The organism is Sphaerisporangium sp. NPDC051011, assembly GCF_040653595.1.
GTDB lineage: Bacteria > Actinomycetota > Actinomycetes > Streptosporangiales > Streptosporangiaceae > Sphaerisporangium.
Map to the genome: position 1 here is coordinate 160,365 of NZ_JBFAGG010000002.1, position 15,706 is coordinate 176,070.

Annotated in this window: 15 protein-coding genes; 5 read left to right on the forward strand and 10 right to left on the reverse strand. The window is 68.5% G+C overall.

What is annotated here, in order from left to right; genetic code table 11:
* Positions 1–223 precede the first annotated feature (223 nt).
* From AB0H21_RS04860 to ilvC, 3 genes are read left to right on the forward strand one after another with little or no spacing between them, the layout of a single operon-like run.
* Positions 224–2,014: an acetolactate synthase large subunit gene (locus AB0H21_RS04860; RefSeq protein ID WP_358511799.1), complete on the forward strand. Its 1,791-nt coding sequence runs from the start codon at positions 224–226 to the stop codon at positions 2,012–2,014.
* Positions 2,015–2,072: 58 nt separating this feature from the next.
* Entirely contained in the window at positions 2,073–2,597 is a 525-nt protein-coding gene (gene ilvN / locus AB0H21_RS04865; RefSeq protein ID WP_358511802.1) for an acetolactate synthase small subunit, read from the forward strand.
* A 39-nt stretch (positions 2,598–2,636) separates the two neighbouring features.
* Complete coding sequence (ilvC, locus tag AB0H21_RS04870) at positions 2,637–3,623, forward strand: ketol-acid reductoisomerase (RefSeq protein ID WP_358513011.1); 987 nt, start codon at positions 2,637–2,639, stop codon at positions 3,621–3,623.
* An 85-nt stretch (positions 3,624–3,708) separates the two neighbouring features.
* Here the strand turns inward: ilvC and dacB are convergent, their stop codons facing one another.
* The 10 genes from dacB to AB0H21_RS04920 form a co-directional block, all read right to left on the reverse strand.
* Complete coding sequence (dacB, locus tag AB0H21_RS04875; protein ID WP_358511805.1) at positions 3,709–5,271, reverse strand: D-alanyl-D-alanine carboxypeptidase/D-alanyl-D-alanine-endopeptidase; 1,563 nt, start codon at positions 5,269–5,271, stop codon at positions 3,709–3,711.
* Positions 5,272–5,498: 227 nt separating this feature from the next.
* Positions 5,499–6,041, reverse strand: a complete 543-nt coding sequence (locus AB0H21_RS04880; protein ID WP_358511808.1) for a DUF1707 and FHA domain-containing protein — start codon at positions 6,039–6,041, stop codon at positions 5,499–5,501.
* Positions 6,042–6,157: 116 nt separating this feature from the next.
* The gene (locus AB0H21_RS04885; RefSeq protein WP_358511811.1) at positions 6,158–6,466 is read right to left on the reverse strand and encodes a 4a-hydroxytetrahydrobiopterin dehydratase; all 309 of its coding nucleotides are present in this window, start codon (positions 6,464–6,466) and stop codon (positions 6,158–6,160) included.
* Between the two features lie 102 nt (positions 6,467–6,568).
* Positions 6,569–6,763 (reverse strand): hypothetical protein, encoded by a 195-nt coding sequence (locus AB0H21_RS04890; RefSeq protein WP_358511814.1) that lies wholly within the window; start codon positions 6,761–6,763, stop codon positions 6,569–6,571.
* A 54-nt stretch (positions 6,764–6,817) separates the two neighbouring features.
* On the reverse strand, positions 6,818–7,045 hold the full coding sequence (locus AB0H21_RS04895) for an SRPBCC family protein (protein WP_358511816.1): 228 nt from the start codon (positions 7,043–7,045) through the stop codon (positions 6,818–6,820).
* 137 nt (positions 7,046–7,182) lie between these two features.
* Positions 7,183–8,490, reverse strand: a complete 1,308-nt coding sequence (locus AB0H21_RS04900) for a hemolysin family protein (protein WP_358511819.1) — start codon at positions 8,488–8,490, stop codon at positions 7,183–7,185.
* A 181-nt stretch (positions 8,491–8,671) separates the two neighbouring features.
* Positions 8,672–10,090, reverse strand: a complete 1,419-nt coding sequence (locus AB0H21_RS04905; protein WP_358511822.1) for an LCP family protein — start codon at positions 10,088–10,090, stop codon at positions 8,672–8,674.
* Between the two features lie 244 nt (positions 10,091–10,334).
* Positions 10,335–10,595, reverse strand: coding sequence for a Sec-independent protein translocase subunit TatA (gene tatA, locus AB0H21_RS04910; protein ID WP_358511825.1), 261 nt, complete (start codon positions 10,593–10,595; stop codon positions 10,335–10,337).
* 207 nt (positions 10,596–10,802) lie between these two features.
* The gene (mgtA, locus tag AB0H21_RS04915) at positions 10,803–13,454 is read right to left on the reverse strand and encodes a magnesium-translocating P-type ATPase (protein ID WP_358511828.1); all 2,652 of its coding nucleotides are present in this window, start codon (positions 13,452–13,454) and stop codon (positions 10,803–10,805) included.
* Positions 13,438–13,806 (reverse strand): metalloregulator ArsR/SmtB family transcription factor, encoded by a 369-nt coding sequence (locus AB0H21_RS04920; protein ID WP_358511831.1) that lies wholly within the window; start codon positions 13,804–13,806, stop codon positions 13,438–13,440. Before AB0H21_RS04920 ends, mgtA begins: the two co-directional genes overlap by 17 nt.
* Positions 13,807–14,309: 503 nt before the next feature.
* Here AB0H21_RS04920 and AB0H21_RS04925 point away from each other — a divergent pair.
* Both AB0H21_RS04925 and AB0H21_RS04930 read left to right on the forward strand, forming a co-directional pair.
* A complete protein-coding gene (locus tag AB0H21_RS04925; protein WP_358511834.1) occupies positions 14,310–15,128 on the forward strand; it encodes a hypothetical protein in 819 nt (272 codons plus the stop codon).
* On the forward strand, positions 15,109–15,633 hold the full coding sequence (locus AB0H21_RS04930; RefSeq protein WP_358511837.1) for a PIN domain-containing protein: 525 nt from the start codon (positions 15,109–15,111) through the stop codon (positions 15,631–15,633). The genes AB0H21_RS04925 and AB0H21_RS04930 overlap by 20 nt, the downstream gene beginning before the upstream one ends.
* Positions 15,634–15,706: the final 73 nt, after the last annotated feature.

The following is a 15,706-nucleotide window of genomic DNA, read 5'->3' on the forward strand; positions in this document are numbered from 1 at the left end:
CATAGGTCCGAGATCCCATATCGTGAGACTTGTGTCCGGGGATTTGACACGTCGGTTGTGTCAGGGGCTATCGTTGCGGCATGCGTATCACTGGGGACCAGATTGCCGGCCTGCGGGCTCGGCTCGATGGCGTAGTAATTCGCCGGCGCGCGGGTCGCTGACGAAGAGTCCCCAGCCTGCGCGCAGCCCCAGCACCGCCCTCCCGGCGGGCGGGGCATTTTTTATGGCCACACACAGCTCAGCCACGCAAGGAAACGAGCCGATGACCGAAGAATTGACAGGTGCGCAGGCCCTCGTCCGGGCCTTGGAGCACGTCGGGGTCGACACGGTGTTCGGGATCCCCGGCGGCGCCATCCTGCCCGCCTACGACCCGCTTTACGACTCCACCAAGGTCAGGCACGTCCTCGTACGGCACGAGCAGGGCGCCGGCCACGCGGCCGAGGGGTACGCGCAGGCGACCGGCAAGGTCGGGGTGTGCATGGCCACCAGCGGCCCCGGCGCCACCAACCTCGTGACCGCCATCGCCGACGCCTACATGGACTCCGTGCCGATCGTCGCCATCACCGGCCAGGTCGCGTCGCCGCTCATCGGCACCGACGCGTTCCAGGAGGCGGACATCTGCGGCATCACCATGCCGATCACCAAGCACAACTTCCTGGTCACCGACGTCGCCGACATCCCGCGCATCATCGCCGAGGCCTTCCACATCGCCTCGACCGGCCGCCCGGGGCCCGTCCTGGTCGACATCGCCAGGGACGCCCTCCAGGCCAAGGCCCCGTTCTCCTGGCCGCCCACGATGCGCCTGCCCGGCTACCGCCCGGTCACCCGGCCGCACTCCAAGCAGATCCGGGAGGCGGCGCGGCTGATGTCCGAGGCCAGGCGTCCGGTGCTGTACGTCGGCGGTGGCGTTCACAAGGCCCGCGCTTCCGCCGAGCTCGCCGAGCTCGCCGAGCTGACCGGCATCCCGGTCATCACCACGCTGATGGCCCGGGGCACCTTCCCCGACAGCCACCCGCTGCACCTCGGCATGCCCGGCATGCACGGCACGGTCGCCGCCGTGGGCGCCCTCCAGCGCAGCGATCTGCTCATCGCGCTCGGCACCCGCTTCGACGACCGCGTGACCGGCAGGCTGGACACCTTCGCCCCGCACGCCAAGGTCATCCACGCCGACATCGACCCGGCCGAGATCTCCAAGAACCGCCACGCCGACGTGCCGATCGTTGGCGACTGCCGGGAGGTGCTCACCGATCTGGTCGCCGCCGTCAAGCACGAGCAGGCCGAGGGCCACGTCGGCGACTACACCGCCTGGTGGACCGTCCTGAACGGCTACAAGGAGACCTACCCGCTCGGGTATGACGACCCCGGCGACGGCTCGCTGGCCCCGCAATACGTCATCAAGCGGCTCAGCGAGATCGTCGGCCCGGACGCCTTCTACGTGGCGGGCGTCGGCCAGCACCAGATGTGGGCCTCGCAGTTCGTCACCTACGAGCAGCCGGGCACGTTCATCAACTCCGGCGGCGCGGGCACGATGGGCTTCGCGGTCCCCGCGGCCATGGGCGCCAAGATGGGCCGGCCCGACGCCGTGGTCTGGGCGATCGACGGCGACGGCTGCTTCCAGATGACCAACCAGGAGCTCGCCACCTGCACGCTCGAAGGCGTGCCGATCAAGATCGCGATCATCAACAACGGTAACCTCGGCATGGTCCGGCAGTGGCAGACGCTCTTCTACAACGAGCGCTACTCCAACACCGACCTGCAGTCGGTCCGCCGCATCCCCGACTTCGTCAAGCTGGCGGAGGCGTACGGTTGTGTCGGGCTGCGGTGCGAGCGCCCCGAGGACGTCGAGGCGACGATCCGCAAGGCCATGGAGATCAACGACGTGCCGGTGGTCGTCGACTTCGTCGTCCACAAGGACGCCATGGTCTGGCCCATGGTCGCCGCCGGTACCGGCAACGACGAGATCAAGATCGCGCGGGACATGGCTCCCGTGTGGGACAACGAGGAGGACGTGTGACCGGGCCCCGGGTCCGCGCACGCCGCCAACGACTGACCGGTTTCGCGGGAGGGAATGCATGAGCCGCCACACGCTGTCGGTTCTCGTGGAGAACAAGCCGGGCGTGCTGGCCCGGGTCGCCGCGCTGTTCAGCAGGCGGGGTTTCAACATCGACTCGCTCGCGGTCGGGCCGACCGAACACGACGACGTGTCGCGTATGACCATCGTCGTGAACGTCGCCGAGCTGCCGCTGGAGCAGGTCACCAAGCAGCTCAACAAGCTGGTCAACGTGATCAAGATCGTCGAGCTGGACCCCACCCAGTCCGTGCAGCGCGAGCTCACCCTGATCAAGGTCAGGGCCGACTCCGAGACCCGCTCGCACGTACTGGAGCTCGTCAACCTCTTCCGCGCGCGCTGCGTGGACGTCGCCACCGACGCCGTGACCATCGAGGTCACCGGCACGCCCGACAAGCTCGACGCCTTCATCCGGGTGCTGGAGCCGTTCGGCATCAAGGAGCTCGTCCAGTCGGGCATGGTGGCCATCGGCCGCGGCGCCCGTTCCATCACCGACCGCTCGCTCCGGGCCCTGGACCGCAGCGCGTGAGCCGTACGAACCCACGAAAGGCACAAGCAAGTGACTGAGATCTTCTACGACGACGACGCCGACCTGTCGATCATCCAGGGCCGGCACGTGGCCGTCCTCGGATACGGCAGCCAGGGTCACGCCCACGCGCTGTCGCTGCGCGACTCGGGCGTGGACGTCCGCGTCGGCCTCCCGGAGGGCTCCAAGAGCCGCGAGAAGGCCGAGAACGACGGCCTGCGCGTCGTCACGCCGGGGGAGGCGGCCGAAGAGGCCGACCTCATCATGATCCTCGCGCCGGACCACATCCAGCGCCACCTGTACGCCGAGCACGTCGCGCCGAACCTCGTCGAGGGCGACGCGCTGTTCTTCGGCCACGGCCTCAACATCCGCTACGGCCTGATCGAGGCCCCCGAGGGCGTGGACGTCGCCATGGTGGCCCCCAAGGGCCCCGGCCACCTCGTCCGCCGCCAGTTCACCGCCGGGCGCGGCGTCCCGGTGCTCGTCGCCGTCGAGCGCGACGCCACCGGCAACGCCTGGCCGCTCGTGCTGTCGTACGCCAAGGGCATCGGCGGCACCCGCGCCGGCGCGCTGAAGACCACCTTCACCGAGGAGACCGAGACCGACCTGTTCGGCGAGCAGGCCGTGCTGTGCGGCGGCGTGTCCGAGCTGATCAAGACCGGCTTCGAGACCCTCGTCGAGGCGGGCTACCAGCCCGAGGTCGCCTACTTCGAGTGCCTGCACGAGATGAAGCTGATCGTCGACCTCATGTACGAGGGCGGCATCTCCAAGATGTACTGGTCGGTCTCCGACACCGCCGAGTACGGCGGCTACTCGCGCGGGCCGCGCGTGGTCACCAGCGAGACCAAGAAGGAGATGCAGCGCATCCTCGGCGAGGTGCAGTCCGGCGCCTTCGCCCGCGAGCTGGTCGAGGAGTTCGACGGCGGCCAGGGCAACTTCCGCAAGTACCGCGAGGAGCTCGCCGAGCACCCGATCGAGAAGACCGGCGCCAAGCTCCGCCCGATGATGAGCTGGCTCAAGGAGAAGTGATCCCGCCGAGGCCGGTCCCCTCCATGTGCTCCATGTGAGGGGACCGGCCTCCGCGCGTCCAGGAGTTCGTGTCAGGCCGCCCAGGTCAGCACTGGGCGGGCTTGAGCCAGGAGCACTCCAGCCCGCGATCCTCGCCCGCGTCCGGCGCGGTCCGCAGCGGGACGGCCGTGTTCACCGGGGTGTCGCGCTTGAACCGCGCCAGCCGCACGGCGATCGCGTCCTCGATCGCGCTCTTCGGGTTGCCGGTCAGGTACTGGTTGGACAGGATCGAGAACACCAGCGGCTCGCCGTCCGCGCTGGTCACGTACCCCGACAGCCCGCTCACCGACGTCAGCGAGCCGGTCTTGGCGTGCACGTTGTTCGCCGCCGGAGTCCCGGCCATGCGGCTGCGCAGCGTGCCGCCCGTGAACCGGTCGGAGTTGCCCGCGATCGGCAGCGCCTGGTACCAGGTCTGGTACCACGGCTTGGCGCGCAGCGCGATCAGGAACGCCGTCAGCTCGCCCGGCGCGACGGCGTCCACCCGCGACAGGCCCGAGCCGTCGCGCAGCCGCACGTTCGCCATCCCGTTGGCCTTCGCGAACGCGGTGACGGCCGCCAGCCCCGCGTCCCACGTGCCCTGGCCGGACACCTTGCGGCCGAGGGCCTTGACGAGGATCTCGGCGTGCATGTTGTTGCTGAGCTTCATGAACGGAACGAGCAGCTCGCGCAGCGGCATCGACTCGCGCTCCGCCACGCTCGCCGCCGTCCCCGGCGTCGCCCCCCGGACGGTCTTCCCGAGGACGCGCACGCCGTGCTCGGCCAGCGCCGCCCGGAACAGCGACGCCGCGTACCCGGTGGGGTCGTCGACGGCGATCCACTCCTGGTAGGTGTTCGCCACCGTGCCGGTGACCACGATCCGGTTCGTGCCGTGCACGCGGGTGACCGTGACGTCGGTCGAGGCGCCCGTGGTGGCGTGGTTCTCGATCGTGACGTGATCGGTCGCGGGCGTGGTGCTCACCTTGGCGGCGGAGCCCTGCGCGCTTCCCGGGGCCACCGAGACGATCAACGAACCGGCGTCGTAGTCGGTGTTCGGTGAAGCGGTGAGCGCCGAGATCTGCGCCGAGTAGTAGTACGGCTCGTCGTCCTGCGCCCAGTCGGTGCCGAGCCGCACGTCGTCGAACCAGGTGTCGTCCGCGACCAGCTTGCCCGTGACCAGCTTGATCCCCGCGTCCGCCACCTTCGCGGCGAGCGCGTCGTAGTCGGCGGCGAGCAAGGTCGGGTCGCCGGTGCCCTTGAGGTACAGATCGCCGGCCAGCGCGGACCCGGCGCGGCGGCCGGAGCTCAGCACGGTCGTGGTGAAGCGGTAATCGAGACCGAGGCCGTCCACGGCGGCGGCGGAGGTCAGCAGCTTGGTGTTGGACGCCGGGGCGAAGACCTTGCCGGCGTCCTGCGCGTAGAGCTGCTCGCCGGTCGCGGCGCTCCTGACGACGACGCCCGCCCGCGCCACGCCGAGGAACGGCGCGCTGAGGATCTGGTCGAGATCCTGGACGAGGTCGGTCACGCCGGGAGCCGGGTCCGCGGCGCTCGCCCCGCCGCCGGTCGCCTGGGTCAACGTCGCGGCCAGCGCGGCGGCGGCCAGAAACGTGGTGACTTTTCGGTGTCTGCGCATGGGGGTGCCTCCAGGGGCTCGGCCTTGGGGGATCATCGACAACACCGGCGCCGCCGGACAATACGGAAACCTACGTATCCACGACGCCACAATCCCCTGTACCCCCGAACGGTACAGAGATCACCGGGCCGCCGTCCCGGAACCGCGCGGGCCGCCCCTGGGCCGGCGCGGGACGCCGTGGAAGGCTCGCCGGTGGGCCGGGCGACGGCAGGCCCCGTGCGCGCGGGTCAGGCCACGGGAGACGAGACCATGAACGCGCACTCGCCGAACGAGATCTCGTCGCCGATGCGCACCCGGGCCGGGCCGACCAGACGCCAGCCGTTCAGCCGGGTTCCGTTGAGCGAGCCGAGGTCGACCAGCAGCCAGTCCTCGCTCTCGCGGCGCAGCTCGGCGTGCACGCGCGAGACGGTGAGATCGGTGAGGATCAGATCGCACTCCGAGCCGCGGCCGACGACGTACCGCACCCGGCTGTCCACGGGCAGCGCGAGCCGGGGCAGCCGCGGACGCCGCCAGGCGTTCTCCACCCGGGTCGTCAGCTCCGAGAACGCGGACACCGCGTCCGTCAGCCTGCGCCGCCATTTGCCGCGTGGAGGCAGATCGGACACCAGATCGGTCAGCTCGACACGACTGCGGGCGCGCAGCGCCTGATCGACCCGTCCGAGGAAGGTGTCGTGTGAGATCTTCCCCTCGACGGCATGATCGCGAAGATCACTGATCGCGCGTTCGCGATCCCCGTCGGAGGCGCGCACAGGCGGGTGCGTCGAACTCATGTCCCGAGTATCGGTCTGGCAACGGCAAGGTGTCCAGAATATACGGGATCTCGTCCCCCACGCCGCCCACCCCACCGCTCCCAGAGAAACCTCGCGTCTCTGTGGCGTCCTCGCTCTCAGGCCGGGCTGGCGCCGTGGCCGGTGGCGATCGCGTCGATGTGGCGCGCGAGGTCGAAATCCTTGGCCGTCAGCCTGCCTCCGGAGTCATGCGTGGTGATCGCGAACTGGATCCGCTGCCAGGTGATGTGGATGTCGGGATGGTGACCGATCTCGCGCGCCTTGGCGGCGATGTACATCGCCAGGTGCACGCACTCGTGGTAGGAGTGCTTGAACGTCCGCGTGATGGTGTGGCCGTCACGCTTCCATCCAGGCAGGCCGCCAAGCTGGATGACGATCTGGTCGTCGGTCAACGGCTGAGGGGGCATCGTCTTCTCCTCACTGCGGTCTACGCGGCTCGCGGATGCGAAGAGTGCGAGCAGCGGCTTGCCGTGCGGATTCGGCCATTCTGGAGTTCAGCCCTCCTCGTCTTATATGGGGAGGATCAGCCGAGGTTTGCTGATATGGGCTGCATATTCGATTGTGTACCATGTGCCGCTCGCCGGATCGGTGCCGCAAGGAAAGCCGATGACGAATTCACTGCGGTCCACCATCCGGCGATTACGGTGATGGTAACCCTCGGAGGACGGGTGTGATGGGTGATTCAGATCGGTCACCTTGGTCATCCGGCCATAGCGGTGCAATAGTGTCAATTCCCGGAGCGCCGCCCAAATAGCCGCTTACGCCTCGCCTAGTAAAAGGGCTGAGGTGCGCCATGAAAAGCCGCGAATAGGGATGTGTAGCGCGACCGTGCCGCCCACGACCGCCTCGCCCCGGGCGCGCAGGATGAACGGATTCCAGCTCTCGTACGCGCCGAAGTCGGTGAGGATCGCCCAGACCTGCGCAGGAGTGGCGCGGATCGTAATCGACGTGTCGATCGTGTGCGATTCTCCTCGCTTTCCCGGCATGGTCTGCTCGCGCTGAGGAACTGGAGGAACTGCCCGCGAGGTGAGAGCATCCGGCTTCTCGCCTCCACGTTCCAACCGTACGCGGCGAACCGCGCGGTCGCTCGCCGGAAACGTACGGCGAAGGCGGTACGGACTACTCAGCGGCTGACGTGCGGCTCCGGCGCCGCCGGGGTGGTCTGGGGGGGTTGGAAGCGGATCCGGGTGATGGCGTGGCGGTCGATGGCGACGACCGTCATCTGCCAGCCTCCCAGGGCGACGCGTTCGCCGGGCGCGGTGGGAACGCGCCCGAGCAATGCCAGCACCAGGCCCGCGACGGTCGTGTAGTCGCCGTCGGGGCGGTCTTCCAGGTGCACGTCGAGGTCGGGCAGGTCGTGCATGGGGAATGCGCCGGGCAGCAGCATGCTGCCGTCGGCCTCGCGGTGAACTTCCATCACATCGTCGTCGGTCTCGTCGTAGATCTCCCCGACGACCTCCTCCAGCAGGTCTTCCAGGGTGACGATGCCGTCGACGGCGCCGTACTCGTCGATGACGAGGGCGAACTGCTGGCGTTCGCCCTTGAAGCGACGCAACGCGTCGGAGACCGGCAGGCTGTCGGGCAGCAGCAGCGGCGGGCGCGCCACCGCCGCGGCGGTGCGCCCGGACTCATCGGTGAGCAGGTCACGTAAGTGGGCGATCCCCACGGCCCCTTCCAGGGTGCCGTCGCGGACGACCGGGGCGCGCGAGTGTCCCGAAGCGGCCAGGAGGCGGGCCGCGTGCGCCGTCGGGGCCTCGGCGTCCAGGGTGAAGACATCGCGCCGTGGGACGAGAACCTTACGCAGAACCCGCTCGCTGATCTCGACCGCGCCGGAGATGATCAGGCGCTGCTCGGGGGTGAAGCCGCGGTGGGCGGCGACCAGTTCACGGATCTCGTCCGAGCTGATCTCCTCCCTGTGCCGGCTCGGGTCGCCGCCCATCAGCCGCACCGCGAGGTCGGTGGACTTGGCCAGGGCCCACACCACCGGCCGCGACACGGTGGCGATCAGGCTCAGTGGCCGGGCCACCACCAGTGCCCACGTCTCGGCACGCTGCATCGCCACCCGCTTGGGCGCCAGTTCGCCGAACACCAGCGTCAGGAAGGTCAGCGCGATCGTGACGAGCACGATCGCCACCGGGTCGGCGGCGGCGCCCAGAAAGCCGAGTAGAGGTACCAGAGGTTCGGACAAGGTCACCGCGGCGGTGGCCGACGCCAGGAATCCGGACAAGGTGATGACGAGCTGGATGGTGGCCAGGAACTGGCTCGGATCGCGGGCCAGGCGCACCAGGGCTCGTCCGCCCGCGCCTTTCTGTTCCAGCCGGCGAAGCTGCCCCTCACGCAGTGAGATCAGGGCGAGCTCGCTCCCCGCGAAGATCGCGTTGATGATGACCAGGACGATGACGAGGACAAGCTGAAACCAGTAGCCATCCACGACAGAGGGGCTCCTTGGGGGATAGGTATAGCTAAAACGGACCTACAGGGCGGCGAAGTTCCCTCAAGGGGATCCGGTCTCCCCGCGTTCGTCCTCCGTCAGCGACCACTGCATGGCGGCGATCCGCCCGGCCCGACCGCCCGGGCTCACCGAAGAAGCCAGGCCGGCATTCCAGGTCGGGTCACGTCGCACAGGAGTCATGGCGGGCGTCGATGCCTCGCAGGGCCTCCGAGTCTTCAGGCCGCTCGGCCTTGAATCCCTTCCAGTCGTCTCCGAGCGTCACCACCAGCCGTGAGGTGTCGGCGTTCGGGACGAGTTTCGTCGTGGCGGTGGGCAGATCCTCGGTGAGGGTCGGCACGCGGGAGGCTCCCTTCGGCGAGTACAGGATGGTGGTGTTGGGGGAGGGCTTGTGCGCGGCGTCACCGATCTTGGTAACGTGGTAGCCCCGCTGCTCCAAGGCGGCGGCGACCTGAATCGCCAGGCCGCTGCGGTAGGTGCCGTTGCGCACCTCGATCTGGACCTTGGAGCGAGGCACCTTGGTCTGGCCGCCCTTGACACCCGCTCCCGCGAGGGTCTTATCCCCTGCCACGACGCGGAACAGGGTTCGCGCCTGCGGCTGAACCCACTCGACGCGGCCAGGGTGACTGAGGGAGTAGCGCCATGGCGTGGTGACGAACCGGATCTGCCCTGCCGCCAATCCCTGGACGCTGTCGGCCAGGTCCTTCATGACTCCGGGGGTGAGCTCGGGATCGGTGGTCACGGACTTGGTCGCCGCGTCGAGAAAGCCCAGCAGGCGGGCGGGGTCGGTGAGCGTCTCGCCGCTCATCACCTTCTTGATCATCGAGGCGATGAACATCTGCTGCCGCTGGATGCGGCCGATGTCGGAGCCGTCGCCCAGGCTGTAGCGAGCGCGCACGTAGCCCAGGGCCTGCTCTCCTTTGAGGGTCTGGCGGCCGGCGGGCAGGCGCAGCAGTGCCTTTCTGTCATTGATCGGTTCGGGCAGGCAGACCTCGACGCCGCCGACCGCGTTCACCATGCCTTTGAATCCGGTGAAGTCGACCTTGACGAAATGGTCGATCCGGATGCCGGTGAGCGTTTCGATCGTCTTCCAGGTGCATCCGATGCCACCGCTGTTGAAGGATTCGTTGATCATGCCGAGGTGCGGCCGCTGGCCCGGCAGCTTGCCCTTCGCGCGACAGGCGGGCAACGGGACCAGGGAATCACGCGGAAAGCTGATCACCATCGCGTTGTCGCGCTTGGACGACAGGTGGGCGAGCATGATGGTGTCGGTGCGCTCGCCGTCTATGTGGTGCCCGTACTTGGCGTTCTTACCGTCCCGTTGGTCGGAACCGACGATCAGCACGTTGAACGCGGTGGTGGGGGCCTTGGGCGGGCGGGTCGCGCCGAGATCGTCGGCGGTCACGTCGATGTGCTTGACGTTGCCGCTCAGCTTCACGTAGACCGCCACCACGACGCCGACGATGACGAGTACCAGCGTCATCACGATCGACACGACCCACCACAGCCAACGCCGTCTACGGCGCCGCGGCGGAGCCTCGGCGGGCGCGGGAGGGCGGGTGTCCGCAAGCCCGGTGCTCAAGTGAAACTCCATGGAGACGAAGCCAGGGGCGCTGCCCTGGAAGGATTCCCGTCGGCTCCTGGAGCCGCGTGCGTAGCTTTCGCGATGAGACTCGCCGACGTCGCCGGCTCAGCGGAGCCACACGTCGTAGGCATGCAACATCCACACCAACGTCCACATCGCGATCGCCGCCAGTCGCTGGGACCTCCGGCCGAAAGCGGTTCGTGGGTGTGCGGCCGCCATACTCCCCTCCCCGTACCAGGACTCAGCCGGCGGCGCCGTCCGGACGCACCACGCCGTCCGTGCCGGCGGTGATCGCGCCCGAGGCGGTCACCTGTCGCGCCTGAGGCTCCGATGGCCGGCCATCGTGGTCGTCCCTCATGGCCGCGGTCTCGTGTTTGAGGATGCGCAGCGACTGGCCTAGAGCCCGGGCCGCGTCCGGGAGCTTCTTGGAGCCGAACAGAAGGATCGCCGCCAGCGCCACGATCATCAGATGCCATGGCTCGAGGCCATTGCGAAGGAGCATGGGTCCTTCTATCCCTTCTCTCCTTGTCAGGGCACACGCCGGGCTTGGTCGCGTGTCTCGACGCCAAGGCTCACACTTGCTGCATTGCGCAACTATACAACCTATGTCGCGCGCTTCAACAGGAGCTGCCATGGGATGACAAGAAGCCGCCGCGGCCGAACCCCTGCCCGGTCCCACGATGAGCGCTCCGCGCGTTACCGCGGAGCCCTAGGCGTCGTCCCCGACGACAGCGGGCAACCGTTCGGCGGTGGACGCACGCCTCGCGAGAGTGAGCGACGCCAGCGCGCCGCCGTACAGCACCACCACGACTGCCAGCACCATGTAGAAGGTCGCCGGCAGTGTGGCAAGCCCGAGGAAGGCGGCGGCCGGGGAAAGCGGCAGCAGGATTCCAATGCAGGCCAGAGCGCCGATCGCGACGAACAGCGGAACAGAGACAGCTCGTCGCCGGCGCAACAGCAGCATCATCAACGCCTGGGTGAGCAGGTTCTCGACGAACCAGCCTGAGTGGAAGAACGCCTGTCCGCCGGGTTCGGTGGAGCCGGATACCACCGAGGCCAGCACGGCGAAGGTGGCCAGGTCGGCCATCGCGTTGAGCGAGGCGAAGCCCACGACGAAACGAAACAGCCCTCGCGGCATCAGCCGGGAAGGACGGCGCAGCGCCGCGGGGTCGGGCCGATCGAAGACGAAGGCGAGCTGTGCCGCGTCGAAGCACAGGTTCTGCACCAGGACCTGCATCGGAAGCATGGGCAGAAAGGGCAGGAACAGTCCCGCGCCGAGCATCGCGATGACGTTTCCGAGGTTGGACGACAGGACCACGCGCAGGTAGGTGACGATGTTGCCGGTACTGTGGCGGCCGACCAGGATCGCGTGGCCGATGGCGGCGAGGTCTTTGGCGGCCAGCACCACATCTGCGGCCTCGCGCGAGACATCGACGGCGTCACGTGGGCAGATCCCGACGTCGGCGGCGCGCAGAGCAGGAAGATCGTTGACTCCGTCCCCCAGGAAACCGGTATTGTGACCGGCTTCCCGCAGGGCCTGCACGATCCGCGCCTTGTGGTCAGGGGAGCATCGGGCGAAGACCGTCGTCCGGCCGGCCAGCTCACGCAGGGCCGCGTCGTCAAGGCCGTCGATCTCGTCGCAGACGACGACCGCACCGGGGTCGATGCCGAGATCACGACAGACCTGCCCGGCGGTCGCGGGATGGTCGCCGGTGAGGACCTTGACGGTGACTCCGCGACGGGCCAGGACGGCGAGCGCGTCGGCGGCACCGGGCACCGGAGCGTCGCGCAATGCCACGAAGCCGAGAAAGATCAGGTCCTGCTCGTCCTCGGGGCCGTACGGGCCGATGCGCCCCGGACGCCGCGCGATGGCGACGGCGATCAGCCGCCGCCCTTCCCCGGCCTTCTTCTCGGCGAGGTGGTGTAGCCGGTCCAGGGTGGCGGCGTCCAATCGGTGATCTGTACCCGCGGTGCGCGCCCGCGTGCACCGTTGAAGCACCGACTCGACGGCGCCCTTGACCACCAGCGTCTGCGAGTCCGCGGATCCAGGATGGTGCACCACCGCGGAGGAGATGCGGCGCACCGGATCGAACGGCAGGGCCGCCACACCCTCGAACCCCTCGAACTCCTGGGTGGCCTGGAGGATCGCCTCGTCCAGAGCGTCCGGCGACGGCAGGTCCGCGAGCTGCAGCGTCCATAGGCTGTTCACGGCCGCCCAGCGGAGTACCTGCTCATCTCGGCGGCCGTCCGGCCCGATCGCGCAGTCCACGATCGGACGGTCTTGGGTAAGAGTGCCGGTCTTGTCCGTGCACAGGACGGTCATCGCACCAAGATCGTGCAGCGCGGGCAGCCTCTTGACGATCACTTCCCTGCCGCGCGCCAGCGCGGCCGAGCCCCGCGCCAGCGCCGCGGTCACGACGACCGGCAGCATCTCCGGCGTGAGCCCGACCGCCACCGCCACGGCGAACGGCAGAGCCTCCAGCCCCCGGCCACGCAGGACGACGTTGACGATGAGGGCGAGCGGTGGGATGAGCACCATGAACCGGACCAGGCTCCAGGAGATCCCGTTGACCGACCGATCGAAGGCCGACGCCGCCCGCCTGCCTACGGGCCGCCCGGCTCCGGCGAGTCGCGTGTCGGCGCCGGTGGCGACGACGACCGCCAGAGCACTGCCGGAGACGACGCTGGTGCCCTGAAAGCAGAGATGGGGCAGGGCGAGCAGGTCACCGCCAGGTGTCGGCGCGTCCGAGGCATGCTTCGCGACGGGGCCGGATTCCCCCGTCAGGGCGGCCTGGTGGACGGTCAGCCCGCTGCAGCGCAACAGCCGCACGTCCGCGGGCACCAGGTCACCCGGACCCAGCTTGATGACATCACCCGGCACCAGCTGCTCTACCGGGATCTCCCGCGACACCGGCATCCCGCCCACGTGTACCCGTCGCTGAACGGTCGCCGTTGTGGGAAGCAGCCGCCGAAGAGCGGCGGTCGAGCGATCGGCGCGATACTCGCCGCTGGACCTCAGCACGCAGCTGATCGCGACCAGCACCACGATGACGCCGGCGGTGCCCCATGACGCGATGGCCGCCGACACCAGTCCCAGGCACAGCAGCACCAGCGTGAAGGGATCGCGGACGCTCCGCACCAAGCGCCGCGGCCACGACACGGGAAGTGCCGTCGGTATCGTGTTCTCGCCGTGGCGCAACAGGCGCTCCTCGGCGTGCGCCTCCACCAGCCCGCGCAACCCCGTATCAAGCCGCCTGAGCACCTCGAACCGCGTGAGCGGCGCCATGGTGGCGGCGGTGGGACGCTGGATCGGCGAAGCGAGGTCCGGGCAGACCGCCGGAGCGTCAGGCGCCCAGACCACGGGCGCGCCCTGGTGTCCCGCCGTGATCGGCCCGGTCGGCGCGGTCGGCGAACCGGCCCACCAACCACTGGACCATGGCCACCACATCGGGGTCGTCGACCAGGTAGACCACCCGGCGGCCCTCCCGCCGCGACCGCACCAAGCCTGCCAGCTTCAATTTCGTCAGATGCTGGCTCACAGCCGGCAAGGCGCCCCCCACGCGCTCCGCGAGCCCGCTCACGTCACTCTCGCGCTGCGCCAGTGCCCAGACGATGTGCAGCCGCGCGGACGACGCGAGCAGGCCGAATGTCGCGGCGGCCTCAGCCAGCACCTCGACGGGCGGATCCTGGAAGTCACCGCCACTCGTCGCCACCGTCACTCCCCATCCGCCCAGGACCTGCGCTCATCTCGCAAGAGCCCAGTGTAGGAGCGGCGAGGGATCCATGGACACGTGGCGACAAGGCGGATCGGACGGCGTCGATCGATGGGTTCAGGACCCCGGCCGGCCGGACTCGTGACCCCGCGCCGGAGAACACCTGGTGTCAGGGCGAGGCGGTGAGGCGGTCGACGCGGATCCCCCCACGGGCCGTACGAGAGGCGCTCTGACGGCTACTACCCCGGGGCATGGGTGGCCGGATGCGGACACGTAGCCCTCGGTGATCGGTGGGGCGCGTCAGGTGATGTCCGATAGGGTGATCGCACTTACACGGTGAGTCATCTTCGCCGCAAGGTTGGACCGCAAACAGACGGTGAGGCATGACGACCACAGGTGCCCTATCGGCATCCCTGCCGCGAACGCTGGTGAGGCCCATGACACCGTCCATCCGTACGGTCCGGCTCGCATCCATGCCGGTCCCGTCGAGTTACGGTGAAGTCATGAGCACGCATGCGCTGGAAGTCCGCCTTCGTGAAGGCGCGGAGCGCATCGGCGTCACGCGCCTCACGGAGACGTTGACCCAGGTCAAAGTGGCGCTTGAAGAAATTGACCGGGTGTACTTGTACAGCCGTACTCCCAGGCCCGAATGGGTGGTCCAGCAATTGGCCCAGCAGGGGCACGATCTGCTGGTCAGGCTTACCGCCAGAGAGTCTCGAGGGCGGGAGTGGCCTTCCCTGGTCGCGCCGCTCAACGCGCTCGTCGCCGGGGTAGAGACCCTGCAGCGGGAACCCGAGCTGCCGCAGTACTACACCGAGTCGACGCTGGAACGGCTGCTGAAGATCGGAGAGCCGGGCGCGGGAGTCCAAGAAGTGTCTTTGGCCACGGTGAACGGTACGGTCGGACATCATTTCCCGATATCCGAGCCGGTACGCCAGAACGCGCGGCAAGCCGTCGCGGGCGCGTACGACTCGCTCGGTTCGGTGGCGGGCTGGCTCGATGAGATGAACGCACGCCGGGTGGCCAAAGGGGTACTTCGCGTCGGTCTTTATGACCCTCTCACTCGCCGGGCCGTCACGGGCGTACTGGCTCCGGACATGGAAGCGGCCATGCAGCGGTTCTGGCGTCAGCGGGTGCTGGCGCGTGGCCTGATCACGAGAAACAAACGGGGCCAGATCGTCCGTATCAGGATCGACCACATCGAGCCGCTTCCGCAGGACGACGACAAGCGCGCCGCGGTGTCCGAGTTGCTGGGCGCCGACCCGGATTGGCTGGGCGGCCAGGACGTCGACGCCTACCTGCATGAGGAACGTCGTGCCTGAAGGCCCGCTGCTCTATGTCGACTCGGACGTTTACCTCGATCTCGTCACGCGCAACGAAGTGCTCAACAAGGCGACCAAGGTCGCTCGCTGGGAATCCGCGCGTGTGGTCTTCGAGGCGGTGGCCGCCGGGCACGCGCGCCTGGCCGCATCACCTCTGATAGAGGCCGAGGTGATGGTCAATGGCGCCACGTTGGAACGTAGTAAGTCGTCCAAACGTGTGGCCGAGCTGCTGGCAACCTGGTTCGCCTCCCCGAGGACCCTTTGGGTTGACATCGATCGGTTTCTCGTCAGAGACGCCGTTCGATTGCGCGAGGAGTACGGAAAGAGCCATGTCGGGCCGAAGCCGTTCAAGTCGGCGGACGCTCTCCACCTCGCCGCCGCCTTACGAGCCCGCGCGCATTACTTCATGACGCACGACGAGGGATTCCCCATCGGTACGGTGATCGACGGCGTCGAGGTGATCCGCCCCGCGGTGGTCTGGCAGGAGACCCTGTTCCTGCAATAGGTGGCATTCTGACATTTCGAGCCCGGCGCTGACTCTTTCCATCCCTATGCACGCGACTCTCCTCGCACTGGCC

Bases quoted from the DNA above. Each gene is read 5' to 3' on its own strand.
- AB0H21_RS04895 (WP_358511816.1), bottom strand. From the start codon at position 7,045: ATGCCGGGAAAGCGAGGAGAATCGCACACGATCGACACGTCGATTACG.
- AB0H21_RS04885 (WP_358511811.1), bottom strand. From the start codon at position 6,466: ATGCCCCCTCAGCCGTTGACCGACGACCAGATCGTCATCCAGCTTGGC.
- ilvN (WP_358511802.1), top strand. From the start codon at position 2,073: ATGAGCCGCCACACGCTGTCGGTTCTCGTGGAGAACAAGCCGGGCGTG.
- tatA (WP_358511825.1), bottom strand. From the start codon at position 10,595: ATGCTCCTTCGCAATGGCCTCGAGCCATGGCATCTGATGATCGTGGCG.
- AB0H21_RS04930 (WP_358511837.1), top strand. From the start codon at position 15,109: ATGAGGAACGTCGTGCCTGAAGGCCCGCTGCTCTATGTCGACTCGGAC.
- AB0H21_RS04880 (WP_358511808.1), bottom strand. From the start codon at position 6,041: ATGAGTTCGACGCACCCGCCTGTGCGCGCCTCCGACGGGGATCGCGAA.
- AB0H21_RS04860 (WP_358511799.1), top strand. From the start codon at position 224: ATGGCCACACACAGCTCAGCCACGCAAGGAAACGAGCCGATGACCGAA.
- dacB (WP_358511805.1), bottom strand. From the start codon at position 5,271: ATGCGCAGACACCGAAAAGTCACCACGTTTCTGGCCGCCGCCGCGCTG.
- AB0H21_RS04890 (WP_358511814.1), bottom strand. From the start codon at position 6,763: ATGACCAAGGTGACCGATCTGAATCACCCATCACACCCGTCCTCCGAG.
- AB0H21_RS04925 (WP_358511834.1), top strand. From the start codon at position 14,310: ATGAGCACGCATGCGCTGGAAGTCCGCCTTCGTGAAGGCGCGGAGCGC.